General features: G+C 70.7%; 21 protein-coding genes and 1 pseudogene. 7 read left to right on the top strand and 15 right to left on the bottom strand.

The window, feature by feature from the left end; translation table 11 throughout:
• Positions 1-107: 107 nt before the first annotated feature.
• Positions 108-824 (bottom strand): M23 family metallopeptidase, encoded by a 717-nt coding sequence (locus ABZ880_RS42825; protein ID WP_361275240.1) that lies wholly within the window; start codon positions 822-824, stop codon positions 108-110.
• A gap of 296 nt (positions 825-1,120) precedes the next feature.
• Between ABZ880_RS42825 and ABZ880_RS42820 the strand changes: the two are divergent.
• The 4 genes and pseudogenes from ABZ880_RS42820 to ABZ880_RS42805 all read left to right on the top strand — a co-directional run.
• Positions 1,121-2,262 (top strand): annotated as a pseudogene (locus ABZ880_RS42820) (NACHT domain-containing protein); the annotation flags it as partial.
• Between the two features lie 815 nt (positions 2,263-3,077).
• Positions 3,078-3,677, top strand: a complete 600-nt coding sequence (locus ABZ880_RS42815) for an HAD family acid phosphatase (protein ID WP_361275238.1) — start codon at positions 3,078-3,080, stop codon at positions 3,675-3,677.
• A 126-nt stretch (positions 3,678-3,803) separates the two neighbouring features.
• Positions 3,804-4,208, top strand: a complete 405-nt coding sequence (locus ABZ880_RS42810) for a trypco2 family protein (RefSeq protein ID WP_361275236.1) — start codon at positions 3,804-3,806, stop codon at positions 4,206-4,208.
• Positions 4,205-7,447 (top strand): NACHT domain-containing protein, encoded by a 3,243-nt coding sequence (locus ABZ880_RS42805; RefSeq protein WP_361275234.1) that lies wholly within the window; start codon positions 4,205-4,207, stop codon positions 7,445-7,447. Before ABZ880_RS42810 ends, ABZ880_RS42805 begins: the two co-directional genes overlap by 4 nt.
• Positions 7,448-7,499: 52 nt before the next feature.
• Here the strand turns inward: ABZ880_RS42805 and ABZ880_RS42800 are convergent, their stop codons facing one another.
• Positions 7,500-10,028 carry an ATP-dependent Clp protease ATP-binding subunit gene (locus tag ABZ880_RS42800; RefSeq protein WP_361275231.1) on the bottom strand — a complete coding sequence of 843 codons (2,529 nt, stop codon included), beginning with the start codon at positions 10,026-10,028 and terminating at the stop codon, positions 7,500-7,502.
• 430 nt (positions 10,029-10,458) lie between these two features.
• Here ABZ880_RS42800 and ABZ880_RS42795 point away from each other — a divergent pair, with 430 nt between their 5' ends.
• Positions 10,459-11,046 (top strand): SCO3374 family protein, encoded by a 588-nt coding sequence (locus tag ABZ880_RS42795; RefSeq protein WP_361275228.1) that lies wholly within the window; start codon positions 10,459-10,461, stop codon positions 11,044-11,046.
• Between the two features lie 38 nt (positions 11,047-11,084).
• Here ABZ880_RS42795 and ABZ880_RS42790 read toward each other — a convergent pair whose 3' ends face one another.
• The 10 genes from ABZ880_RS42790 to ABZ880_RS42745 form a co-directional block, all read right to left on the bottom strand.
• Positions 11,085-11,420: an Lsr2 family protein gene (locus tag ABZ880_RS42790; RefSeq protein WP_030942666.1), complete on the bottom strand. Its 336-nt coding sequence runs from the start codon at positions 11,418-11,420 to the stop codon at positions 11,085-11,087.
• A 252-nt stretch (positions 11,421-11,672) separates the two neighbouring features.
• Positions 11,673-12,224 (bottom strand): amino-acid N-acetyltransferase, encoded by a 552-nt coding sequence (locus ABZ880_RS42785; RefSeq protein WP_361275225.1) that lies wholly within the window; start codon positions 12,222-12,224, stop codon positions 11,673-11,675.
• A 9-nt stretch (positions 12,225-12,233) separates the two neighbouring features.
• Complete coding sequence (locus tag ABZ880_RS42780; RefSeq protein WP_361275222.1) at positions 12,234-12,665, bottom strand: BlaI/MecI/CopY family transcriptional regulator; 432 nt, start codon at positions 12,663-12,665, stop codon at positions 12,234-12,236.
• 169 nt (positions 12,666-12,834) lie between these two features.
• Complete coding sequence (locus ABZ880_RS42775) at positions 12,835-13,014, bottom strand: hypothetical protein (RefSeq protein ID WP_361275220.1); 180 nt, start codon at positions 13,012-13,014, stop codon at positions 12,835-12,837.
• Positions 13,015-13,086: 72 nt separating this feature from the next.
• Entirely contained in the window at positions 13,087-13,758 is a 672-nt protein-coding gene (locus ABZ880_RS42770; RefSeq protein WP_361275256.1) for a hypothetical protein, read from the bottom strand.
• Between the two features lie 120 nt (positions 13,759-13,878).
• Complete coding sequence (locus ABZ880_RS42765) at positions 13,879-14,676, bottom strand: type III pantothenate kinase (protein WP_361275217.1); 798 nt, start codon at positions 14,674-14,676, stop codon at positions 13,879-13,881.
• 9 nt (positions 14,677-14,685) lie between these two features.
• A complete protein-coding gene (nadC, locus tag ABZ880_RS42760; protein WP_361275215.1) occupies positions 14,686-15,663 on the bottom strand; it encodes a carboxylating nicotinate-nucleotide diphosphorylase in 978 nt (325 codons plus the stop codon).
• 5 nt (positions 15,664-15,668) lie between these two features.
• On the bottom strand, positions 15,669-17,384 hold the full coding sequence (locus tag ABZ880_RS42755; protein ID WP_361275213.1) for an L-aspartate oxidase: 1,716 nt from the start codon (positions 17,382-17,384) through the stop codon (positions 15,669-15,671).
• Positions 17,381-18,373 (bottom strand): pantoate--beta-alanine ligase, encoded by a 993-nt coding sequence (gene panC / locus ABZ880_RS42750; protein ID WP_361275211.1) that lies wholly within the window; start codon positions 18,371-18,373, stop codon positions 17,381-17,383. The genes ABZ880_RS42755 and panC overlap by 4 nt, the downstream gene beginning before the upstream one ends.
• Positions 18,370-19,299: a DUF2520 domain-containing protein gene (locus tag ABZ880_RS42745; RefSeq protein WP_361275208.1), complete on the bottom strand. Its 930-nt coding sequence runs from the start codon at positions 19,297-19,299 to the stop codon at positions 18,370-18,372. Before ABZ880_RS42745 ends, panC begins: the two co-directional genes overlap by 4 nt.
• 197 nt (positions 19,300-19,496) lie before the next feature.
• On the opposite strand from ABZ880_RS42745, the gene ABZ880_RS42740 reads away from it, so the two are divergent.
• Positions 19,497-20,693, top strand: coding sequence for a beta-eliminating lyase-related protein (locus tag ABZ880_RS42740; protein ID WP_361275206.1), 1,197 nt, complete (start codon positions 19,497-19,499; stop codon positions 20,691-20,693).
• On the opposite strand, the gene ABZ880_RS42735 is transcribed toward ABZ880_RS42740, so the two are convergent.
• Positions 20,683-20,898: a hypothetical protein gene (locus tag ABZ880_RS42735; protein ID WP_361275203.1), complete on the bottom strand. Its 216-nt coding sequence runs from the start codon at positions 20,896-20,898 to the stop codon at positions 20,683-20,685. The genes ABZ880_RS42740 and ABZ880_RS42735 overlap by 11 nt on opposite strands.
• Before the next feature lie 160 nt (positions 20,899-21,058).
• Here ABZ880_RS42735 and ABZ880_RS42730 point away from each other — a divergent pair, with 160 nt between their 5' ends.
• Entirely contained in the window at positions 21,059-22,162 is a 1,104-nt protein-coding gene (locus ABZ880_RS42730; RefSeq protein WP_361275200.1) for a DUF5937 family protein, read from the top strand.
• Between the two features lie 21 nt (positions 22,163-22,183).
• On the opposite strand, the gene ABZ880_RS42725 is transcribed toward ABZ880_RS42730, so the two are convergent.
• Both ABZ880_RS42725 and ABZ880_RS42720 read right to left on the bottom strand, forming a co-directional pair.
• Positions 22,184-22,816 carry an AAA family ATPase gene (locus ABZ880_RS42725; protein ID WP_361275197.1) on the bottom strand — a complete coding sequence of 211 codons (633 nt, stop codon included), beginning with the start codon at positions 22,814-22,816 and terminating at the stop codon, positions 22,184-22,186.
• 62 nt (positions 22,817-22,878) lie between these two features.
• Complete coding sequence (locus ABZ880_RS42720; RefSeq protein WP_361275194.1) at positions 22,879-23,550, bottom strand: response regulator transcription factor; 672 nt, start codon at positions 23,548-23,550, stop codon at positions 22,879-22,881.
• Positions 23,551-23,584: the final 34 nt, after the last annotated feature.

Below are 23,584 nucleotides of genomic sequence, written 5' to 3'. Positions count from 1 at the left end.
CGACCCGCTACGACAAGACCGCCGAGTCCTACCAAGCAGCCGTCACCCTCGCATCGCTGCTGATGTGGGCGTGACATTTGAAGACAACTCCTAGGGCCCCTGTGCGATCAGACCTTCACGCCCTTGGTGCGCAGGAAGGCGACCGGGTCGACGGCCGAGCCGTAGTTCGGGGTCGTGCGGATCTCGAAGTGCAGGTGCGGGCCGCTGGAGTTGCCGGTGTTGCCGGACCGCGCTATGTGCTGGCCGGTGGCGACGACCTGGCCGACCCTGACGTCGATCCGCGACAGGTGGGCGTACTGCGAGTAGGTGCCGTTGCCGTGCTTGATGACGATGGCGTTGCCGTACGCGGGTCCGTCGCCGGCGCCGTTGCCGCCAGCCTTGACGACCGTGCCGCCGTGCGCGGCGACGACGTTGGTGCCGCTCGGCACGGCGAAGTCCTGGCCGCTGTGGGTGGACTGCCACATGCCGCCGGCCTGGGCGAAGCTCGCGGAGAGCGTGTACTTCTTCACCGGGTGGGCCCAGGACGCGGCCTTCTTCGCAGCGGCGGCCTTCTTGGCGGCGGCAGCGGCCTTCTTGGCAGCGGCAGCCTTCTTCGCGGCGGCCGCGGCCTTCGCCTTGGCGGCAGCGGCGGTCTTGGCCGCCTTGGCCTGCGCGGCGGCCTGTGCCTGGACGGCGCTCGCCGCACTGGAGGCGGAGGTGGCATCGGCGGCGGCCGCGACCCCGGCCCCCAGCACGACCGACGCTCCGAGGCCGGCGGCCAGGACGGCAGCACGGGTGCGCAGCAGGGACGTACGGGAAGAACGGGGGGTGACACGCGAAGACATCGAAACCTCAGGGGATCGGGGACAGAAAAGCCACCCGGCGCACATGCGGTCGCCGGATGGGCCATCCCTTGGTAACCCCGACCCCCGCGGACCCCAAAACGTGTGATCTACGACGGAAACTAGTACTTCGGCGCAAAAATTCACGCCTCTTGACACAACACTGATTGACGGATGAACCACCTCACGACGGACCCACGACGGCGGAATCGGTCATGAGGTTCCAGGACAAAAGCACCTTTATCCGTATCCGCCAGGCCAACTACATGCCTTAGTAGAGGCCGAATCGCCTGTGCGGCATGTCACCGGCCGAGAAGATCGCCGGTCCCCGGAATGTGACGGGCACTACCCTGAGTTGGCTGTGTCGGCATGCGTTTCGGGGGGAACGCGCATGGACCCATCAGTTCGGCACCAAACTCGCGTCGAGCCTGCTCGGTCCCTTGGTGAAGAAGCTCTTCGTACGGGACGGCCTGGGCGCCGGCCTGGTCGACAAGCCCGTACGGCTCTCGGCGCTGGTGTCCTTCCGCGGGGAGTAGCGGACCCTCGGCAGGGGGAGCTGCGCAAGCTCGTCCGGGAACTGGTGGAGCGCGCGGCGCGCGAGACCCGGGAGGCGCCCCTGGAGCCGGGCGAGCTGGAGGCGGTCGCGGGGGCCCTGGAGCGGACGCTGTACGCCCTCGGGGATCTCGACCGCGACGACATGGAGGCTGTACGGCTCGGCTACGAGGCGCTGGCCGACCGGCTGTTCGCAGAGGCGGGCGGCGACGACCTGCTGCGGCTGCTCGCTGCGCACCCTCACCCGGGGCGGCGCACTGCTGCCCGTTCAGGGGCACTTTCTGAGCGCGGTGAGCTGCCCGCTCGCCGGTTCCCAGCCGCCGGGCTGGGCGGACCGGGTGCTGGCCGCCGGCCGCGGGATTCTGCTGGTCGACGGGAGTGACGAGGTGCCGGAGGCGGAGCGCGCCCGCACCCGGCGCTGGCTCTCCGACCTCCTCACGGCCTTTCCGGGCAACCTGTGGCTGGTGACGTCGCGCCCCTCCGCCGTACGCGACGAATGGCTGGGCAGCGAGGACTTCACCGAGCTCACCCTCTCCCCCATGAACCGCGAGAACGTCGCGGTCTTCGTCCGGCGCCGGTACGAGGCGGCCGACGCCTCCCAGCGATGTGCGAGGCGCTGCTCGGCGCCCTGCGCACCGAGCAGGACCTGGGACGGATGGCGACCAACCCACTCATGTGCGCCCTGATCCGCGCCCTGCACCGCGAACGCCGGGGCTTTCTGCCACGCGGCCGCAAGGCGCTGTACGACGCGGCGCTGTCCATGCTGCTGGAACGCCGGGACCGCGAACGCGACCTGGCGGTCGAACTGGACGAGGAGTCCCAGATCGAGTTGCTGCAGCGGATCGCCTACTGGCTGATCCGCAACGGCCGGGCCGAGATGGAGCGCGCCGACGGCACTCCGGGACAACGACTCACTGGACGACCTGTCGTTCCTCGGTCGCTTCGAGGACCTGCGGACCGTCGTCCTCGACCGCTGCACCGCGCTCACCCCGATCGAGCCTCTGGCTCAGCTCCCCCTGGAGCAGCTGTACCTGCTCGAACTCCCGCGGCTGAAGGACGTGAGCCCGCTTTCCGCGCTCACCCGGCTCACTCGTCTCACTCTGCGCACCGGGACGAAATGGCAGGGCCTAGAGGTCCTGCCGCGCAAGGCCCCCTTGGAGGGCCTGTTTCTTCCCCGGACGCACGCGGTCTCTCGTCCCTGTCTCGCTTCCCGTCGCTGGCCCAACTCGGGCTGAACCCGAACACCCCGCCGACGCACGAGGACTCGCAGGTTCTGGGGACTCTCGAACCTGTCGAACCTGACCTTGAACCCGGCCGAGCTCACCTCCCTTGCGTCTCATGGCCTGGCCCTTGGGAAGGTGGAAATGGTGGCGCTGCTGCCCGTCCACGCCGGCACGGACGTCCGACCCACCGTGGCGGTCTTGCCCGCGATGACCTTTCTGCAGGTGTTCAACGCCGACGAGGTCGACGTGGCCCCGCTGGCCACCCACCCCAGCCTGCGTCACGTCTCCACTCCACCCACTTGCCGCTTCCTCAACGCCGACAAGCTCCCCCGACTCCGTACAACTCGGCCCGTGAGCCCCTGCAATGTGACGCACATCTCTGGCCACTTACCCCCCAGTAACCCTACGGTTCCCCTCGCGCCACCCTCGCCCACGAGCATGCACCGGACAACGGCATACGGACGTGAGAGGACCCCCCACCATGACAAGCCGACGCCCCTGGGCGCGCCGCACCGCCGTCACCGCCATCGCCACCTCGGCCCTGGTGGCACTGGCCGCCCCCGCCAACGCGGCGACGACCTCCTCGGACGTCGACTACGCGACCTGGCAGAAGGACTGCCAGACGGTGATGGACCAGGCCCTGCCCTACCTGAAGCAGCGCATCGCGGCCGCCAAGTCCGGCGAGAAGCAGGCGATCGTCTTCGACATCGACAACACCACCCTGGAGACCGACTTCGGCTTCAGCTACCCGCAGCCGGCCAACAAGCCGGTCCTGAACGTCGCCGAGTACGCCCAGGAGCACGGCGTTTCGCTGTTCTTCGTGACGGCGCGCCCGGGGATCATCTACTGGCCGACCGAGTACAACCTCGAGCACGACGGCTACGACGTCTCCGGCCTCTACGTCCGCGGTCTGTCCGACCTCTTCAAGGACGTCGCCACCTACAAGACCGCCCAGCGCGTCGACATCGAGAACAAGGGCTACACGATCATCGCGAACATCGGCAACAGCGCCACCGACCTGTCGGGCGGCCACGCCGAGAAGACGTTCAAACTGCCGGACTACGACGGCCAGTTGTCGTAAGCACGGTCACCGCAGGACGTCCGAATCTCCCCCGTCGACATCTCCCGCATCCTCCGCGGGCAGATGGCAACAGCACGTAAAATCTGTGCAGTTGGTCACAGCGCGCACTCGACGGGGGACGATGTTATGGGCGCCGATTCACAACACAGCGATGCCGACGAATCCGGCGGCCACGTCCTGGCGGGAATCGAGCTCGCCGACGCGGTCGCCGCCGTCCGCGACCAGCTCGTCGAGGCGGCGGTGCGCGGCTCGGGCCGGCCGGTCTCCTTCGAAGTCGGCGACATCAGCATGGAGTTCACGCTCGAGCTGCGCCGGGAGATCAAGGGCGGCGGCAAGGTCAGGGCGTGGGTCGTGGAGGCCGGCGCCGACGCCTCGCACAGCACGGGACGTACGCACCGGGTGTCCTTCACGCTCTCCCCGCGCGACGCCCGTACGAACGCCGCCTGGCGGGTCGGCAACGACCACCCGGGCAGCACGACGGGATTCGGCCAGGACGCCCCGGTCCCCCGGCCCGCGCAACCCGGCCGATGACACGCGCCGACAGCCTCGCGGGCCGCGCGGTGGTGGTGCTCGGCGAGCGGCAGGGCAGCGGTGTCGCGCTCAACGGCCGACTCGTGCTGACCTGCGCCCATGTCGTGGGCTCGGCCGAGGCTCCGGAGGTCGCCCATCCGCGGCGGGCCGGCCGGGTCACCGCCGAGGTCATCTGGTCCGACCCGGGCCAGGACGTGGCCCTGCTGGTCACCGCCGAGGAACTGCCCTGCGCCGCACATGTACGGGTCGGCCATCTCGCCACGGAACAGCCGCTGCCCGACTGCGAGATCGTCGGCTACCCGGCCGTCCAGCGCGAGGCGGGGCTGCGGCTTGCCACCGACCAGTTCACCGGCCGGGTGCTGCCCGCCGCGGCCTCCCCGCGCTCCGTGCTGACCTTCTCCTTCGACGGCACACCCGCGACCGAGGCGCCCGACGGCCCGAGCCCGCTGGCCGGCCTGTCCGGCGCCCCGGTCTTCGCCGGGGACGTCCTGCTCGGCATCGTCACCTCAATTCCACGCGGCCGGGGCCACCTGCGCGCCGAGGGCGTACCGATCAGCGACCTGACGGAGTTGCCGTACGACCTCCCCGAGACCGAACGCATCACCGTGCACCACCCGAGGGACCGCGGCTACGAACGCGACTATGCGCGCGCCGTCGGCATCGCCTTCCGCCGGATGAAGATCTTCGGGCTCGACGACCTCAACCGCCGGCAGTCCGAATGGGACCTCAACACCGCCTACTTGAGTCTGGAGGCCGCGCCGCGCATCTCCGAGGCCGACGCGCGCAACCTGGACACGGCGACCACCCGTCAGCCCTCCCTCGCCCTCGCCGGCCGCACCCCGCAGCGCGTCGACACCCTACTGTCCACGCGCCCCCGCGTCCTGTTGCGCGGCGACGCGGGCGCCGGCAAGACCACGCTGGTGTGGTGGCTGGCGATGCATGCGGCAGCCGGCACCCACGGCCCCGCCCTGTCCGGGCTCAACGGCCTGGTGCCGTTCATCGTCCCGCTGCGCACCCTGCGCGCACGGGACAGCTGCTTCCCGACCCCCGCCCAACTACCGGGCGCCGCACGCCTGGTGGTCGACGAGCCGCCCAACGGCTGGGCGGGCCGGGTCCTGGAGGCGGGGCGCGCCCTGCTGCTCGTGGACGGCCTGGACGAGGTCCCGCAGGCCGACCGGGAGGAGGCCCACCGCTGGCTGACGGCCCTGCTCGCCCGCTATCCGCGCACCCACTGCGTGGCGACAGTACGCCCTCTCGCCGTCGAGCCCGACTGGCTGGAGGCGGAGCGCTTCGAGGAACTGCGGCTGCTGCCGATGCGGGACGACGACATCCAGACGTTCGTCGCCGCCTGGCACCGCGCCGCCCGCCTCGAGGACGACGACCACGCACTGCTCACGGAATTGGAGCAGGACCTCTCCCAGCAGTTCCGGCACAACCCCACCCTCAGCGACCTCGCCCGCACCCCGCTGCTGTGCGCGGTGATCTGTGCCCTGCACCGCAGGCACCAGGGCTTCCTGCCCGAGACCCGGTTCCGGCTCTACCAGTCGGCCCTGGAGATGCTCCTCGGCCACCGCGACACCCGACGCCGGGTGGACTCCCCCGACGGCATCGGCATGACCGTCGAGGAACACCACCAGATCCTGCAGCGCATCGCGGTCTGGCTGGTGCGCCAGGGTCAGTCCGAGTTCAGCCGCGAGGACGCCCGCCCGCTGCTGAAGTCGGCGCTGGACGGCATGGAACGGGTCCGCCGCCAGGGCTCCCCCGAGGCCATCCTCACGCATCTGCTCAACCGCTCGGGAGTGCTGCAGGAACGGGGCGACGGCTCCTACCAGTTCATCCACCGCACCTTCCAGGACTTCCTCGCCGCGAAGGAACTCGTGGAGGGCAACTCGCTGGGCGAGCTCATCCGCAACTCCCACGACGAGGTCTGGCAGGACGTCGTCCTGCTGGCGGCCGGCCACTGCCGCCGGGAGATCGAGGACCTGCTGACGGGTCTGCTCACGAAGGCGGACGCGCCGGGCACACCGGATGCGTTACGGGTGCAGCTGCACGTCCTCACGGCGCTGTGCGCGCAGCATGCGGCCTGGCTGAAGGCCGAGTTGCTGGACCGGGTGCGCGAGCGGATCGCACAGCTCGTGGCCTCGCTCGAGCCGACCGAGGTGCCGCAGGCGGCGCGCCTCGGTCCGTATGTACTGGACTTCCTGCCGGACCCGGCGGACCTGGACCCGGACCGGGCCCGGACCGTGGCGGAACTCGTAGGAAGGATCGGCGGACCCGAGGCGATTCCGTACGCGAGCCGGCTCGTCGCGGCTCCTGGTTCGCACGGCAACTCGGTGCTCACCCGGCTCGCGCAGTCCTGGAGCAACTTCCCGGCCGCCGCCTACGCCCGCGAGGTGCTCGGCCTGATGCCGGCCGTCCTGCCCCTTCCCGTGTCCACCCGCGAACAGCTGGATCTGCTCCACGAGTTGGCGGCGGGCCGCAACATCGCGCTCAGCGGCGCCTTCACCTCCGCCGAACTGGCCTCGGCCCGGCTGCCCAGGCTCAGCACCCTGCGCCTGGAGCGGCTCCCCGCCCTCGAGAACCTGGACTTCCTGCGCACCCACGGACGGCAACTGCGCTACCTCAGCGTCACCACGAACGCCTCGGCCCTGAAGGACATCTCGGCGGTGTCCGAACTGCCCGCCCTCACCGACCTGTCCCTGCGGGTCCTCCTGCAGTCCGAGGCCCTCAGGCACCTCGCGGACACCGCCGCGCTCACCTCCCTGACGCTGGCCACGCCCTATCTCACCTCGGTGGGCTCGCTGCCCGTCCATCCCCGGGTGACCCGGCTCGCGCTGCCCGTGCAGCGGCTGGTGGACACCCGCGGCCTCGAAGCGTGGGAGTCGCTGACCTCCATCGTCCTGCCGCAACCGCTCGATCCACCGGGCTTCTGGCGGTTCGTCCGCGACTCCGGCCAGATCTCCTTCGTCGATACGACGCTGGAGTCGATGTCGGACCTGCGGCACGCCGGCGCCATGCCCGGCGTACGGAGGCTGCGTCTGCGGCAGCTGACGGACTTCAAGGGCACTCAAGAGCTGGGGACGGTCTTCCCGTCGCTCGGCGAACTCACCCTGGATGTGTCACCGCAGCTCGGGTTCAACCAGACCGCGCTGCATGCCGGCCGTCTGATCACCGCCCGGCCCGGTCTGAAGGTCACGTTCGTGGAGCCGGCCGGCGGCACCTCCGTCTCCTACCGCTGACACGCCGAAGGGGCCGGCGCCGCACAGGCACCGGCCCCTTCGGGCTCGAGGCTTACGCCTCCTTGCTCAGGTTCGGACCGGCGCCGCCGGCCGCCTGCTCGATCGGCGGGACGTCGGGCAGGGCCGACTTCTCCTCGCCGCGGAAGGTGAAGGTCTGGGTCTCGCCCTCGCCCTCGGTGTCCACGACCACGATGTGACCGGGGCGCAGCTCGCCGAAGAGGATCTTCTCCGACAGCGTGTCCTCGATCTCGCGCTGGATGGTGCGACGCAGCGGACGCGCACCCAGCACCGGGTCGTAACCCTTCTTGGACAGCAGCTCCTTGGCGGACTGGGAGAGCTCGATGCCCATGTCCCGGTCCTTCAGGCGCTCGTCCACCTTGCCGACCATCAGGTCGACGATGGCGAGGATGTCCGACTGCGTCAGCTGCGGGAAGACGACCACGTCGTCCACGCGGTTGAGGAACTCGGGGCGGAAGTGCTGCTTGAGCTCGTCCGAGACCTTGTTCTTCATGCGCTCGTAGTTGGACTTGGTGTCACCCGCGGCGGCGAAGCCGAGGTTGAAGCCCTTGGAGATGTCCCGGGTGCCGAGGTTGGTCGTCATGATGATGACCGTGTTCTTGAAGTCCACGACCCGGCCCTGGGAGTCGGTCAGGCGACCGTCCTCCAGGATCTGCAGAAGGCTGTTGAAGATGTCCGGGTGAGCCTTTTCGACCTCGTCGAAGAGGACCACCGAGAACGGCTTGCGGCGGACCTTCTCGGTCAGCTGGCCGCCCTCTTCGTAGCCCACGTAGCCGGGGGGCGAACCGAACAGACGCGAGACCGTGTGCTTCTCGCTGAACTCCGACATGTCGAGGGAGATCAGCGCGTCCTCGTCACCGAAGAGGAACTCGGCGAGCGCCTTGGAGAGTTCGGTCTTACCGACACCGGACGGGCCGGCGAAGATGAACGAACCACCGGGACGCTTCGGGTCCTTGAGGCCCGCGCGCGTACGACGGATCGCCTTCGACAGCGCCTTGACGGCGTCGACCTGGCCGATGACCCGCTTGTGGAGCTCGTCCTCCATGCGCAGCAGGCGGCTCGACTCCTCCTCGGTCAGCTTGAAGACCGGGATGCCGGTGGCGGTCGCGAGGACCTCGGCGATCAGCTCGCCGTCGACCTCGGCGACGACGTCCATGTCGCCGGCCTTCCACTCCTTCTCCCGCTTGGCCTTGGCGGCCAGGAGCTGCTTCTCCTTGTCGCGGAGGGAGGCGGCCTTCTCGAAGTCCTGCGAGTCGATCGCGGACTCCTTGTCGCGGCGGACGCCGGCGATCTTCTCGTCGAACTCGCGCAGGTCCGGCGGCGCGGTCATCCGGCGGATGCGCATCCGGGAACCGGCCTCGTCGATCAGGTCGATCGCCTTGTCCGGCAGGAAGCGGTCCGAGATGTACCGGTCGGCCAGGGTGGCGGCCTGGACCAGCGCCTCGTCCGTGATGGAGACGCGGTGGTGGGCCTCGTACCGGTCGCGCAGACCCTTGAGGATCTCGATCGTGTGCGGCAGGGACGGCTCGGCGACCTGGATGGGCTGGAAGCGGCGCTCGAGGGCCGCGTCCTTCTCCAGGTGCTTGCGGTACTCGTCCAGCGTGGTCGCACCGATGGTCTGCAGCTCACCACGGGCCAGCATCGGCTTCAGGATGGAAGCGGCGTCGATGGCGCCCTCGGCGGCACCCGCACCGACCAGCGTGTGCAGCTCGTCGATGAACAGGATGATGTCGCCGCGGGTGCGGATCTCCTTGAGGACCTTCTTCAGGCGCTCCTCGAAGTCACCGCGGTAGCGGGAGCCGGCAACCAGCGCGCCGAGGTCCAGGGTGTAGAGGTGCTTGTCCTTGAGGGTCTCGGGCACCTCGCCCTTGACGATGGCCTGGGCGAGGCCCTCGACGACGGCGGTCTTGCCGACGCCGGGCTCACCGATCAGCACCGGGTTGTTCTTGGTACGGCGGGACAGCACCTGCATGACCCGCTCGATCTCCTTCTCGCGCCCGATGACCGGGTCGAGCTTGGACTCACGAGCGGCCTGGGTGAGGTTCCGGCCGAACTGGTCGAGGACCAGGGACGTCGAGGGGGTGCCCTCGGCAGGCCCGCCGCTGGCGCCGGCGGTCTCCTTGCCCTGGTAACCGGAGAGCAGCTGGATGACCTGCTGCCGCACCCGGTTGAGATCTGCGCCCAGCTTGACCAGGACCTGGGCGGCGACGCCCTCGCCCTCACGGATCAGGCCGAGCAGGATGTGCTCCGTGCCGATGTAGTTGTGGCCCAGCTGAAGGGCCTCGCGGAGCGACAGCTCCAGGACCTTCTTGGCACGGGGGGTGAAGGGGATGTGCCCGGACGGGGCCTGCTGGCCCTGGCCGATGATCTCCTCCACCTGCTGGCGGACCGCCTCGAGCGAAATCCCGAGGCTCTCAAGGGCCTTGGCGGCGACACCCTCACCCTCGTGGATCAGGCCCAGGAGGATGTGCTCGGTGCCGATGTAGTTGTGGTTGAGCATCCGGGCTTCTTCCTGAGCCAGGACGACAACCCGCCGCGCGCGGTCGGTGAACCTCTCGAACATCGTTAATCGCTCCTCAGAGCGGTCAGGCAGTGGGGGGAACTTCCCCTCCCTGTCCTTCCGCAGCTTAGTCCCGCAAGCGGGGACCGCTCATTCCAACTGCCGACACCGTCGATGGCCTCCTGACCCCGAACGCCGACATCTGCTCCAACCCGATGGTGCGAGACGATGTTCCCGCAGGCCAGGTGGTTACCCTCACCATCAGTACGCCGATGGCGAACGTGAGACGCCCTGCCCTGCGTGTCGCCCCCTCCCACTAGGGATGTCTTACCCGCCGGCACTGACAGTCCATGCCGCGCGCGCCCGTTCCCTCCGCTATGGGCGAACAACCTTGCGCCGCTCCGCACCCCCGCACGCCCCCTCTTCCAGCACTCTGCGCATACGCGAGAACACCCAGCGTAACTCGCAGGCCTTCCGGGCGGTTGCACTTGGCATGGTTGGCACCCTCCCCTCGGTCCCGCTCCCCCGCCGGCCGCTCGATACGAGCGATCAGGTCCGCCGGTGGTACGAGAACGAACTGGGCTGGGCGACAGTGCCCGCGCACGCGGAAGTCCCCGGTTCTCCGGTGCGGCTGCGGGTGGGCGAGCGCTTCGACGTCCTGGACGTGCCGGCCGAGGCGGGCCGGGCGGGACTGCGCCACCTCGCGCCGGACTCCCCGGTGGCCGTGCAGGGCGACCGGATGCGGCTGCTGGTGGCCGCGGGCGGCGCGGAGGATCTGCCGGGACTCCTGGACTGGCTGGAGTGGGGCGCGCTGGCCCTGGATCTGACGGCACTCGGCGAGGGCTGCGTCATGGACGCGCCGCTGCTCCCCGGGACGGAGCCGGGCGCCGCACAGGGGGCCGCCGTATGGCTGCGGCCCCCCGAGCCGGGGTGCGAGGTCGACGCCTCGCTGCCGACACTGTCGGCCCTGGGGGGCGGTGGGGGCGCCCCCGATCTCGTACGACTCGTGGACACGATGGCAACGCAGTGCCATCGGTTGCGGCTGCGGCGCGCATGCGCCCGTCCGCCCGCCTTCCCATAAGCCATTGATCAGGCATAGGCCTTCTCGTGGACCAGTGATCAGGCGTTGGCCTTCTCATAGGCCTCGCGAATGGACGCCGGAACGCGGCCTCGGTCGTTGACCTCGTAACCGTTCTCCTTGGCCCACGCGCGGATCTGCGCGGTGTCCTGGCTACCACCGGAAGCGGCTCGCGCCTTTCCACGCCCACCCGAAGCACGGCCTCCGGTGCGACGACCGCCCTTCACGTAAGGCTCGAGAAGGCCGCGGAGCTTGTCCGCATTGGCGGTCGTGAGATCGATCTCGTACGTCTTGCCGTCCAACGCGAACGTGACGGTCTCGTCCGCCTCGCCGCCGTCGATGTCATCGACAAGAAGGACCTGAACCTTCTGTGCCACCGGATTTCCTTTCATCCATAACTTGAGGGACCGGGGGCCTGCGGCGTCCGCCGTTTCGCCGTCCCCTGTTATATGCAGTACTGCAGTACGTCGGAAAGCAAACCGCTTTTCCGGGAAAAACACAAACCCTTCGGAGAGACCCACAGCGGAGCACAGAGTGGGGCCGACAGCCCGCCCCAGTCCGGAAACATGCGCGTTTCGGACATAGGGAACCGGGGCAGGGGCGGCGGAATACGCCGCGATGATCGGCGATCACAGATGCAGAAGCATCCGGCTGTTGCCCAAGGTGTTCGGTTTCACCCGTTCGAGACCGAGGAACTCTGCCACACCCTCGTCATAGGAACGCAGTAGCTCCGCGTAGACATCGGTGTCAACGGGTGTCTCACCGATCTCGACGAAGCCGTGCTTGCCGAAGAAGTCCACTTCGAAGGTCAGACAGAAAACTCGGCGAACACCGAGCCAGCGCGCGGTGTGCAGCAACTTCTCCAGCAACTGATGCCCGACGCCGGCTCCCTTCAGGCCGGGCTTCACTGCGAGAGTGCGGACTTCCGCCAGGTCTTCCCACATCACATGCAGGGCGCCGCAGCCGACGACCTCGGCGTTGTCGTCCCGTTCGGCGACCCAGAACTCCTGGATGTCCTCGTAAAGCGTCACCGTCGCTTTGTCGAGCAGGATGCGGCCACGGACGTACGTGTCAAGGAGTCGGCGCACAGCCGGGACATCGCTGGTACGGGCCCGCCGGACGGTGATGGCTTTAGCGCTGACTTCGGGGCCTTCGGGGCCTTCGGGACTCTCTGCTGACATGAGCGGACGCTATCGCCCGCCGTCCTCCTGTGCCGACCCGGGGTTCTCACCCGCGGTATCGCCACCGGTATCCGGGGCCGCTTCGGATGTTTCCGGGCCTTGGACGATGCGTACGGCGTCCCGCAGGGCCTGTCGCTGTTCGTCGCTCATCATCCCGAAGAACGCGACGAGAGCAGCTGCGGGGTTGTCACTCTGCGACCAGGCGTCGTTCATGAGAGCCGCCGCGTAGGCGGCCCTGGTGGAGACCGCCTCATATCGATAGGCCCGGCCTTCGGCCTCGCGGCGTACCCAGCCCTTCTGATGGAGATTGTCCAAAACGGTCATCACCGTGGTGTACGCGATGGACCGTTCCTGCTGAAGATCTTCCAGGACTTCTCGAACGGTCACCGGGCGGTTCCACTTCCACACCCGCGTCATGACCGCGTCTTCGAGTTCTCCCAATGGGCGAGGCACAGCTCAGCACAATAGTGGGAGAACTCCCCATTGGCGTGCCGGACGGGCACTTCAGTGACAAACATGAACAAAAAGGGCACACGACTCGAAAAGCGCGATCATGCGCGGGAGTCGTCCGCCGCTGCGGCCCCCATGGGGAACGGCCCCGGCGGGAGGGTCAGCCGTCGGTCTTCGCGGAGCCCTGCCGGGCGCCTTCTACGCGCGCGATGGCGGCGTCGACGACCGCGTCCTCCTTGGCCTTGTTGGCCCCGCCCTGGGTCTTCACGATCACCCTGATCACGCCGATGAAGAACACGGCCATGACGACCGGGGGCACGAGCGCGGAGACGTAGTCCATGCGTCCAGGGTAGCCACGGGGCGAACGGGTGGACGGGGCGGGGTTGGGGAGGTTCGCGCGGTTCGGGCCGTCTCAGCCCGCGGCGAGCTGCTGGGGCAGGTTCGCGCCGGCCGGCGGGGTCGGCTTGCGGCGCGGGAAGACCTCGCCGGGAGTGGGGATGGGGCGGCTCGGCTTCGGGGCGGCCGGGGCGGGAGCGGGCTTCGGGGCCGCCGGCTTCTCCGCGGGCTTCTTCTCGGGCTTCTTGGCGGGATCCCGGTCCGCCTCCCCCGTGGGGGCCGAGCCGGTGCCGCTCAGGCCGCCCGTGAGGCCGCCGGGGAGGGCCGTGAGGCGGGTGCGGCAGGCGGGGACGGTCGGGGCGGCCGGGCGGCCCGTTCCGCGCGCGAGACGGGCGCGTACGTCCTGCTCCGCGAGCACCTGGCAGCGGGCCAGCAGGGCGGCCGCGGCCGGGTTGCCGCTCAGGGCCCTCAGCGCGGCGAGATCGTCCGGGTCCGGGCGGCACCCTGCACCCAGCACCTCCCCGAGGAGCGTGAGATAGCCCGCCGCGGTGCCGGGCAGGGCGGCGCGATAACGGGCGAGGTCGGCCACCAGGAACGCCCGCAGCCGGGCACCCTCGCCCATCGCCTCGTCGAGGGACTCGGCGAGGCGTAGGCAGTCCTGGACGTCCTGGGCCGAGCCGGGGCTTGACTGAAGGGCGAGGGCGAGAGCGCGGCGGAGCACACGCAGCTCCTCCGCGCCGAACGCCATGCCGCCGCGGGATCCGTATGGCGTGGGCATGCGGCGACGATACGCGCTAATCAGACAAACTCGACATAGGGGGCGGGTGTGGCGCGGCCGAGCCACCCGGTTGGGCCGCGGGGCCCGGTCTCACATCCGCGACACGTTCCGCTCGTACACCAGCCGCAGCCCGACCAGCGTCAGCCACGGCTCGTGCTCGTCGATCACCGACGACTCCCCCAGGACCATCGGCGCCAGTCCGCCGGTCGCGATGACCGTCACGTCGTCCGGGTCCTCCGCCAGCTCCCGCGCCATCCTGCCGACGACCCCGTCGACCTGTCCGGCGAAGCCGTAGATGATCCCGGACTGCATCGCCTCGACCGTGTTCTTGCCGATCACGCTCCGGGGCCGGGCCACCTCGATCTTGCGCAGCTGTGCGCCCCGGACGCCGAGGGCCTCGACGGAGATCTCGATGCCGGGGGCGATGACGCCGCCGACGTACTCCCCGCGCGCGGAGACCGCGTCGAACGTAGTCGCCGTACCGAAGTCCACGACGATCGCCGGTCCCCCGTACAGCTCGACGGCCGCGACCGCGTTGATGATGCGGTCGGCGCCGACCTCCTTGGGGTTGTCGGTCAGGATCGGCACACCGGTCTTCACGCCTGGCTCCACGAGGACCGCGGGCACGTCGCCGTAGTAGCGCCGGGTCACCTCGCGCAGCTCGTGCAGCACGGAGGGGACGGTCGCGCAGATGGCGATGCCGTCGATGCCGTCGCCCAGTTCGTCACCGAGGAGCGGGTGCATGCCCATGAGGCCCTGCAGCAGCACGGCGAGCTCGTCCGCGGTGCGGCGCGCGTCGGTCGAGATGCGCCAGTGCTCGACGATGTCGTCCCCGTCGAACAGGCCCAGGACGGTGTGCGTGTTCCCTACGTCGATCGTCAGCAGCATGGCTCGTACCTACTCCGCCGCTCGCAGGTCGAGACCGATGTCCAGGATCGGCGAGGAATGCGTGAGGGCGCCCACGGCGAGGTAGTCCACGCCGGTGTCCGCGTACGCCTTCGCGTTCTCCAGGGTGAGCCGGCCCGAGGCCTCCAGGGCGGCGCGGCCGTGCACGAGGGCCACCGCCTCCTCGCACTCGCCGGGTGTGAAGTTGTCCAGGAGGATCAGGTCGGCGCCGGCGTCCACGACCTCGCGCAGCTGGTGCAGGGTGTCGACCTCGACCTCGATCGGCACCTCCGGGAAGGCCTCCCGTACGGCCTTGAAGGCCTGGGCGACACCGCCGGCGGCGACGACGTGGTTGTCCTTGACGAGCGCCGCGTCCGACAGCGACATGCGGTGGTTGACGCCGCCGCCGCAGCGCACCGCGTACTTCTCCAGCGAGCGCAGCCCCGGCGTCGTCTTGCGGGTGTCACGCACGCGTGCCTTCGTGCCCTCGAGAACGTCCGCCCACGCGCGCGTGGCGGTCGCGATGCCGGACAGGCGGCACAGGAGGTTGAGGGCGCTGCGTTCGGCGGTGAGCAGGTCACGGGTGCGCGTGGTGACCGACAGGAGCTTCTGCCCGGCCGCCACCCGCTCGCCGTCCTCGACGTGCCGCTCGACCTCGAACTCGTCCTCGCAGACCACCGAGATCACCGCTTCGGCGACCCTGAGGCCGGCCACGACGCCCGCCTCGCGCGCAGTGAAGTCGGCGGTGGCGACGGCCTCTTCGGGGATGGTCGCGACAGTGGTCACGTCCAACCCGTGGTCGAGGTCCTCCTGGATGGCGACATTGGCGATGTCCTCGACCTCCACGGGGTCGAGTCCCGCGTCGGCCAGGAGTTGTGCGAGCGCGGGGTCGAGCCCGCACTCCAGGTATTCGGCGTCGGCGTCGGCGCCGCACGCACAGCCGTCGCCGCAGCCGCCGTTCGACGCGAGGGGGAGGTCGGGGGTGCTCACTTCTGTCACTGCTCCTGGAGGGGCTGCCGGGTCGGGGGGAAGTCTGCGGTATCGGTGGTGTGTACGGCGAGCGTCCGGTCGGGATTCAGCCGTACGACGATGTGGCGGCGCCAGGTCGTGTCGTCGCGCTCGGCGTGGTCCTCGCGCCAGTGGCAGCCGCGGGTCTCCTCGCGCAGGCGGGCGGCGGCGACCAGGACGCGGGCCACGCACAGAAGGTTGGTGGCCTCCCAGGTGTCGACGCCGGGCTCGGAGGTCTTGCCGTTCTCGGCGAGGGCGTCGCGGGCGTCGGTGTGCAGCTGCTGGAGCTGTTCTGCGGCCTTCTCCAGGGAGTCCGCCGAGCGCAGGACGCCCGCGCCGTCGGTCATGATCCGCTGGATCGCGAAACGGGCCTCGGGGGCGAGCAGCGGGTGGGCCGGCGTCTCGGGGTGCTCGACCGGTTCGGGCACGCGCGCGTGGAGGCCGTTCGCCGCGTGGGTCGCCGCGATGTCGGCGACGATGCGCTCGGCGTAGACCAGGCCCTCCAGGAGGGAGTTGGAGGCGAGCCGGTTCGCGCCGTGCACGCCCGTGCAGGCGACCTCGCCGCACGCGTACAGGCCGGGGACGGTCGTACGGCCCTGGGAGTCCGTGCGCACGCCTCCGGAGGCGTAGTGGGCGGCCGGTGCTATCGGGATGGGCTCGGTGACCGGGTCGATGCCGTGGGCGCGGCAGGCGGCGAGGATCGTCGGGAAGCGGTGCTCCCACATGTCGGCGCCGAAGTGCCGGGCGTCGAGGAACATGTGCTCGGCGTCCTGCTCCTGCATGCGGCGCATGATGCCCTTGGCGACGATGTCCCGGGGCGCGAGCTCGGCCAGTTCGTGCTGTCCGACCATGAAGCGCACGCCGTCGGCGTCGACCAGGTGGGCGCCCTCGCCGCGTACGGCCTCGGAGACCAGGGGCTGCTGGCCCTCCGCGTCCGGGCCGAGGAACAGCACGGTCGGGTGGAACTGCACGAACTCGAGGTCGGAGACCTCCGCGCCCGCGCGCAGGGCGAGCGCCACGCCGTCGCCCGTCGACACCGACGGGTTGGTGGTCGCCGAGAAGACCTGGCCCATGCCGCCGGTGGCGAGGACCACCGCGGGGGCGTGCACGGCACCCACGCCGTCGTGCTGGCCCTCGCCCATGACGTGCAGCGAGACACCTGCCGTACGGCCGTCGGCGTCCGTCAGCAGGTCCAGCACGAGCGCGTTCTCGATCGTGCGCACCCCACGCGCGCGTGCCGCCTCGACCAGCGCCCGGGAGATCTCCGCTCCGGTCGCGTCTCCGCCGGCGTGCGCGATGCGGCGGCGGTGGTGGCCGCCCTCGCGGGTGAGGTCCAGGTCGCCCTCTTCGGACTCGTCGAAGTGGGCGCCGGTCGCGATGAGGCGGCGTACGGCGTCGGGCCCCTCGGTGACGAGGATCCGTACGGCGTCCTCGTCGCACAGGCCTGCGCCCGCCACCAGGGTGTCGTCCAGGTGCTGTTCGGGCGTGTCGCCCTCGCCGAGGGCCGCGGCGATGCCGCCCTGCGCCCAGCGGGTGGAGCCGTCGTCGAGGCGGGCCTTGGTGACGACGACCGTCTTCAGGCCGGCGGCCTCGCAGCGCAGCGCCGCGGTCAGGCCGGCGACGCCGGAGCCCACGACCACCACGTCCGCGGCGATGGACCACCCGGGGGCGGGTGCGTGCAGTCGTATGCCTGTGCTGGTCACGAGGCGGCTCCGAAGGTGAGAGGAAGGTTGTCGATCAGCCGGGTCGTCCCCACCCGGGCGGCGACGGCGAGGACGGCCCCGCCGGTGAAGTCGTCCTCGATCTCGCTGAAGTCGGACGGGTCGACGAGCGCGAGGTAGTCCAGCTCCAGCGGCGGCGACAGGCGCGCGGCCTCGTCCAGGACCAGCCGGGCGGCGGCGCGGACGGCCGACGGGGCACCCGGGAGTGCCTTTGCGACGGCGTGCGCGTCGGCGGCCGCACGGGACTCCCCTATGGCGCTGAGCGCTTCGGCACGCGCGTGCGTGGCGGGCACTTCGCGCGCCCTTGCGCGCAGCGCCTCCTGGGCGGCGTGCCGGTCGCGGCCTGCGAACAGCGCGTGCGAGAGGGAGAGCGCCGTGCGCCGCTCCTCGGGCGAGAGGTAGCGGTTGCGGCTGGAGAGCGCCAGGCCGTCCTCCTCGCGCACGGTGGGCACTCCGACGATCTCCACCCCGAAGTTCAGGTCCCGCACCATGCGGCGGATCAGCGCGAGCTGCTGGGCGTCCTTCTGGCCGTAGAGCGCGATGTCGGGGCGCGTCAGGTGCAGGAGCTTGGCGACGACGGTGAGCATGCCGTCGAAGTGGCCGGGGCGCGAGGCGCCCTCCAGGCGCTCCCCCATGGGGCCGGCGCTGATGCGGACCTGGGGTTCGCCGCCCGGGTAGACCTCGTCGGTGGAAGGCGCGAACACGGCGTCCGCGCCGGACTGTTCGGCGATCTTGATGTCCGCGTCCAGGGTGCGCGGGTAGCGGTCGAGGTCCTCGCCCTTGCCGAACTGCAGGGGGTTCACGAAGACGGTGACGACGACCTCGCCGTCCGGTCCGGCGATCTCACGCGCGGTGCGGATCAGCGTGGCGTGGCCCTCGTGCAGAGCGCCCATGGTCATCACCACGGCGCGGCGCCCGACACGCGTGCGTGCGTGCAGTTCGTCGGCGGTGCGCAGCAAGGCGGTGGTCATCGGGCGTCTCCCTCGGCGCCGTTGGTCCCGTCGGCGAGTACCCCGAGGAGGTCCTCGGCGAGCTCCGGCTTCAGCAGCCCGTGGGCGAGCGCCCGGTCGGCAGTGGCACGGGCCATCGCGAGATAGCCCGCGACGGTCTGCGGCGCGTGCCTGCGCAGCTCCGCCACGTGCGCGGCGACCGTGCCCGCGTCCCCGCGCGCGACGGGGCCGGTGAGGGCCGCGTCGCCGGAACGCAGGGCATTGTCGAGCGCCGCGCCGAGCAGCGGGCCGAGCATCCGGTCGGGCGCCTCGACGCCGGCCTCGCGCAACAGCTCCATGGACTGCGCGACCAGTGTCACCAGGTGGTTGGCGCCCAGCGCGAGCGCCGCGTGGTAGAGCGGGCGCCTCTCCTCGGCGATCCACTCCGGCTCGCCGCCCATCTCGATGACCAGCGCTTCGGCGGCCAGCCGCAGCTCCTCGGGCGCGGTGACCCCGAAGGAACAGCCCGCGAGGCGCTGGACGTCCACGGGGGTGCCCGTGAAGGTCATCGCCGGGTGCAGAGCCAGCGGCAGTGCGCCCGCGCGCAGGGCGGGGTCCAGGACCCTGGCGCCGTAGCGCCCGGAGGTGTGCACGAGCAGCTGCCCCGGCCGCACGGCCCCGGTCTCGGCGAGGCCCTCCACCAGGCCGGGCAGGGCATCGTCCGGGACGGTCAGCAGGACCAGGTCGGCGCGCTCGAGCACCTCGGCGGGCGTGACCAGGGGTACGTCCGGGAGCATCTGCGCGGCACGCCTCCGGGAGGCGTCGGAGACCCCGGAGACGGCCACCGGACGGTGCCCGGCGAGCTGCAGGGACGCGGCCAGCGCGGGGCCCACACGACCGGCGCCGACAACGCCTACGGTGAGCCGCGCGGGGCGGTCCCTGGGGTCTGGCTGTTGGCTTGTACTCACTCGACGGCGGCCTTCCCGTTCCAGTCCGCTCCGGGTACCGGACGATTTCTCGTCATGTTAACGCGATCGGTTCGAGAGCCGTTCGGTTGTCCACAGGCTGTGGGTAATTGCACGCCGAGGGCCCCCGTCGTCGGCGTACGGAAAGCCTGTGGAAATCCGGGTGCTCGCGCGGACCCGCGCCAGGCATGATCCCGGCCATGAGCGATGAGGCGGAGCAGGTTGAAGAGCGGTCGGCGGAGGAGCAGTTGCGCGAGCGGCGCCGGGCCGCCGTGCGGGCTGCGCGGCGGGTACTGTGGCGCGGCGGACTCGGCCTCACGATCCGGGAGCGGCTCGCGTCGCTGGCGCAGGCGGCGCCCGAGGTGTACGACGTGGACGAGCCCGCGGACATCTACGGGAACGGCGTAGTGGCGGCCCTGGAGGAACGGGTGGCGGCGCTGCTCGGCAAGGAGGCCGCCGCGTTCTTCCCCACAGGCACGATGGCTCAGCAGGTCGCCCTGCGCTGCTGGGCGGCCCGCACCGGCAACCCGACGGTCGCCCTGCACCCCCTGGCTCACCCCGAGGTCCACGAACGGCACGCCTTCACCCAGGTCAGCGGCTTGCGTACGGTACGCCTGACCAGCGAGCCCCGGCTGCCCACCGCCGAGGAGGTGCGCGAGTTCGATGAGCCTTACGGCGCGCTGATGCTGGAACTGCCCCTCAGGGACGCCGGATTCGTCCTGCCCACCTGGGAGGAGCTCACCGAGGTCGTGGCGGCGGCACGCGAGCGCGACGCAGTGGTGCACTTCGACGGCGCACGCCTGTGGGAGACGACCGTCCACTTCGGCCGCCCCCTGGACGAGATCGCGGACTTGGCGGACAGCGTCTATGTGTCGTTCTACAAGTCCCTCGAAGGCTTCGCCGGCGCGGCCCTCGCCGGCCCGAAGACGCTCGTGGCGGAGGCGAAGACCTGGCGCCACCGATACGGCGGGATGGCCTTCCAGCAGTTCCCCACGGCGCTGTCGGCGCTGGCCGGTCTGCAGCGGGAGCTGCCCAGGCTGCCGGAGTACGTCCGCCACGCGCGCGTGGTGGCGGCCGCGCTGCGGGAGGGGTTCGCCGGGACCGGCGTGGCCTGGGCTCGCGTGCACCCCGAGGAACCGCACACCCACCAGTTCCAGGTCTGGCTGCCGTACGACCCGGACGTACTGGTCGAGGCGGCGGTGCGGCAGGCGGAGGAGACGGGCACGTATCTGTTCACCGGCTACTGGGAGCGCGGCGGGCCGGGCCTGGCCCTCACCGAGGTCACGGTCGGTGCCGCCGGCCTGGAGTGGACCGTCGACGACGTCAAGGCAGCGGTCGCGGAGTTCGTCTCCCGCCTCACCGAGGAGGCCGGCAGGGCGGGAGCGGTCAGCAGGTAGAACGCGGCCGCAGATGCAGCCACCGGCCCAGGGTCCGCCGTATCCGCCCGTGGGCCGGGCGCCCGGCGATCACGGCACGGAACTGCCGGTGGTCGCCCCACTCGCGCACGACCTGCCAGTCGTGGGCGCCCGGCGCGGGCGGGGCGGGCTCGCCGAGCCGCTGGGCGCGGTAGATGTCGAGGAGGTACTGCTGCGTGATGCTCATGGCTGATCGCCTTCTCGGGACGCTTCCCGTACCTGGGGATGGGCTCCGCGGCTGCCCCGGTGGTCCCAGGCTGCGTCGCCGTGACGGTGGACGTCGCGTCGATTGACGGCGGCCGTCAATCGACGGCGGCGTTGTCAGTGGCGGGGTGCACCATGAGGTCATGAGCGTGCACATCGACATCGCGGGGCTGCGGCCGGAGAGGGTCGCCGTCGTCCCCTCGCCCCTGGCCGAGCTCGGCATGGCGCTGCACGCGCTGTCCGAGCCGGGGCACCATCCGGGACTGCAGGGCTGGGTGACGGGCGTGACGGCCCGGCTGGACCCGCATCTGGCCGACCGGATGTGCGAGGCGGACTTCCTGTGGCGCTCGACGTTCTCGGACCTGTTCCTGCCGTACGCGGGCATCCCGGGCGGCGCCGCCCTCCCGGGGGCCACGCTCGCCGAGGAGCTGGACCTGCTGGACAAGCTGACGGACGAGCAGTTCGTGGACGCCGCGCTGGAGTTCAGCTGCGCGCTGCCCTACGGCGTCGGGCCCGGCCCGCTCGTCGACGCCGAGCTGCGCCGGCTCTCCCTGGAGCTGGCCGCCGCGCGGGGACCGCGCCAGGAGCGGTTCACCGAGCTGCTGCTGACCGACCCGCCCAAGATCCGGGCCTGGCTGCGGCAGTTCCTCCAGGACTGCGACGAGGCGTTCTTCGCGGAGACCTGGTCCCGGCTGTGCCATCAGCTCACGGCGGACGCCCGCCACAAGACCGACCTCATGCGCCGCAAGGGCCTGGCCGAGGCGCTGGCCGCCGCGTCCCCGGCGATCACGCTCGACGAGGCGGCCGCCGAGATCACGGTCGACAAGCTGAGCGTGGGCCGTACCTCCACGCGGGACGGCAGCTTCTTCCTCGTACCGACCAGTCTCGGCTGGCCCCACCTGGCCGTCCTCTACCGGCCCGGCTGGCAGCCGGTGCTGCACTACCCGGTCGGCTCCCCGGAGCTCGCGGCCCCGCCCTCCGTCGAGCAGCTCACCCTGCGGATGACCGCCCTGTCCCACCCCGTACGGATGCGGATCTGCCGCTATCTGGCCCGCAGCGCCCACACCACGAGCGAGCTGGCGCAGGCGCACGGCGTGACGGCGCCGGAGATATCCCGGCACCTGGGCGTACTGAAGAAGGCGGGCCTGATCACCACGCGGCGCCGCGGCCGGTACGTCCAGCACCAGCTGGACATAGCCGTCGTGGCCCGGCTGGGCAGCGACTTCCTGGAGGGCATCCTGCGCTGAGCGCCGGCCCGGATGCTCGGCTCAGTCGAACCGGATGTGCCGGATGCCCACCCGCGCCTGCCTGAGCCGCGTCCGCAGCGCGCCCTCGTTGTTCGGCCGCAGCGTCAGCCCGGCCAGTACGGCGATGCGGTCCGCCGTCTTCGGCACCGTCGAGTGGTCCGTCCACAGGTGCTCGGCGAACTCCGGTTCCTGCAGCCGCTCCAGGCAGTGGTCGAGCTGCTGCACGGCCCAAGTCTCGCGCCCCAGACCGGCGTTCTTTCCGGCGACGTACTGCAGGAGGTGTCCGAAGCCGCGCTCGCGCAGCCGTCTCAGGACGGTCTCGCGCTGGGCGAGGAGAGTGAAGTGCCGTACGTCGTGGCCGAGTTCGCGCAGCCGCCCCACGGTCTCCTCGAAGTAGCCGGAGTCGGTGACCGTCATGGGTGCGATCACGACTCCGTCGTGCTTGGTGAGGGCGTGGTCGAGCACCTCGACCACGCCCTGCCGCCACGAGGTCAAGTCCTGGAAGTTTCCGCGCAGTTCGGGCGGAAGCATCCGGCGCAGACCGAATCCGGCGTGCTCGGGGTCGCAGATGACGCTGCCCCTCAGTCGCCGCTGGATCTCGTGCGCGGTCTGTGTCTTGCCGCCCCCGAAAGGGCCGTTGATCCACAGGAGCATGCGCAGACCCTAGTGGGCACCGGTTACGCGAGGGTCACGCCCCCGTGGATCGGCCCGATGGGTCAGCCGTGCCCGCCCGCGCGCACCAGCCCGGTCTCGTACGCCAGGACCACCACCTGCACCCGGTCACGCAGCCCCAACTTGGTGAGGATGCGGCCGACATGGGTCTTCACCGTCGCCTCGGACAGCACGAGCCGAGCCGCGATCTCGCCGTTCGACAGGCCTTGTGCGACCAGGACCATGACCTCGCGCTCGCGGTCGGTGAGCCGCTCCAGCTCCTTGTGCTGGGGCTCCTTTCCGGCGCTCGGCAGCATCGGCGCGAACCGGTCCAGCAGGCGGCGCGTGGTCGACGGGGCCACCACCGCGTCGCCGCTGTGCACGGAGCGGATGGCGGCGAGAAGTTCACCGGGCGGCACGTCCTTGAGCATGAAGCCGGAGGCGCCCGCCTTCAGCCCGGAGAAGGCGTACTCGTCGAGGTCGAAGGTGGTCAGGATCAGCACCTTCGGCGGGTTCGCCTCCTGGCAGATGCGGCGGGTGGTCTCGACGCCGTCCAGCTTGGGCATACGCACATCCATCAGCACCACGTCGACGGCCGTGGCGCGCAGCACCTGCAGAGCCTCGACGCCGTCCCCCGCCTCCGCGACGACCTCCATGTCCGGCTGCGCGGCGAGCACCATCCGGAACCCGGTGCGCAGCAGCACCTGGTCGTCGACGAGCATCACGCGGATCGTCATCGGGGTCCTCTTCCGTCTCCGTCTACAAGGCCGT

The organism is Streptomyces sp. NPDC047043 (assembly GCF_040644055.1).
Classification (GTDB): domain Bacteria; phylum Actinomycetota; class Actinomycetes; order Streptomycetales; family Streptomycetaceae; genus Streptomyces.
This window is presented reverse-complemented; position numbering and strand designations above follow the sequence as displayed.

What these genes read in the sequence shown, in the direction of transcription:
- ABZ880_RS42825 (WP_361275240.1), bottom strand. Translation starts at nt 824, where the DNA reads ATGTCTTCGCGTGTCACCCCCCGTTCTTCCCGTACGTCCCTGCTGCGC.
- ABZ880_RS42815 (WP_361275238.1), top strand. Translation starts at nt 3,078, where the DNA reads ATGACAAGCCGACGCCCCTGGGCGCGCCGCACCGCCGTCACCGCCATC.
- ABZ880_RS42810 (WP_361275236.1), top strand. Translation starts at nt 3,804, where the DNA reads ATGGGCGCCGATTCACAACACAGCGATGCCGACGAATCCGGCGGCCAC.
- ABZ880_RS42805 (WP_361275234.1), top strand. Translation starts at nt 4,205, where the DNA reads ATGACACGCGCCGACAGCCTCGCGGGCCGCGCGGTGGTGGTGCTCGGC.
- ABZ880_RS42800 (WP_361275231.1), bottom strand. Translation starts at nt 10,028, where the DNA reads ATGTTCGAGAGGTTCACCGACCGCGCGCGGCGGGTTGTCGTCCTGGCT.
- ABZ880_RS42795 (WP_361275228.1), top strand. Translation starts at nt 10,459, where the DNA reads ATGGTTGGCACCCTCCCCTCGGTCCCGCTCCCCCGCCGGCCGCTCGAT.
- ABZ880_RS42785 (WP_361275225.1), bottom strand. Translation starts at nt 12,224, where the DNA reads ATGTCAGCAGAGAGTCCCGAAGGCCCCGAAGGCCCCGAAGTCAGCGCT.
- ABZ880_RS42775 (WP_361275220.1), bottom strand. Translation starts at nt 13,014, where the DNA reads ATGGACTACGTCTCCGCGCTCGTGCCCCCGGTCGTCATGGCCGTGTTC.
- ABZ880_RS42770 (WP_361275256.1), bottom strand. Translation starts at nt 13,758, where the DNA reads ATGGCGTTCGGCGCGGAGGAGCTGCGTGTGCTCCGCCGCGCTCTCGCC.
- ABZ880_RS42765 (WP_361275217.1), bottom strand. Translation starts at nt 14,676, where the DNA reads ATGCTGCTGACGATCGACGTAGGGAACACGCACACCGTCCTGGGCCTG.
- panC (WP_361275211.1), bottom strand. Translation starts at nt 18,373, where the DNA reads ATGACCACCGCCTTGCTGCGCACCGCCGACGAACTGCACGCACGCACG.
- ABZ880_RS42740 (WP_361275206.1), top strand. Translation starts at nt 19,497, where the DNA reads ATGAGCGATGAGGCGGAGCAGGTTGAAGAGCGGTCGGCGGAGGAGCAG.
- ABZ880_RS42735 (WP_361275203.1), bottom strand. Translation starts at nt 20,898, where the DNA reads ATGAGCATCACGCAGCAGTACCTCCTCGACATCTACCGCGCCCAGCGG.
- ABZ880_RS42730 (WP_361275200.1), top strand. Translation starts at nt 21,059, where the DNA reads ATGAGCGTGCACATCGACATCGCGGGGCTGCGGCCGGAGAGGGTCGCC.
- ABZ880_RS42725 (WP_361275197.1), bottom strand. Translation starts at nt 22,816, where the DNA reads ATGCTCCTGTGGATCAACGGCCCTTTCGGGGGCGGCAAGACACAGACC.
- ABZ880_RS42720 (WP_361275194.1), bottom strand. Translation starts at nt 23,550, where the DNA reads ATGACGATCCGCGTGATGCTCGTCGACGACCAGGTGCTGCTGCGCACC.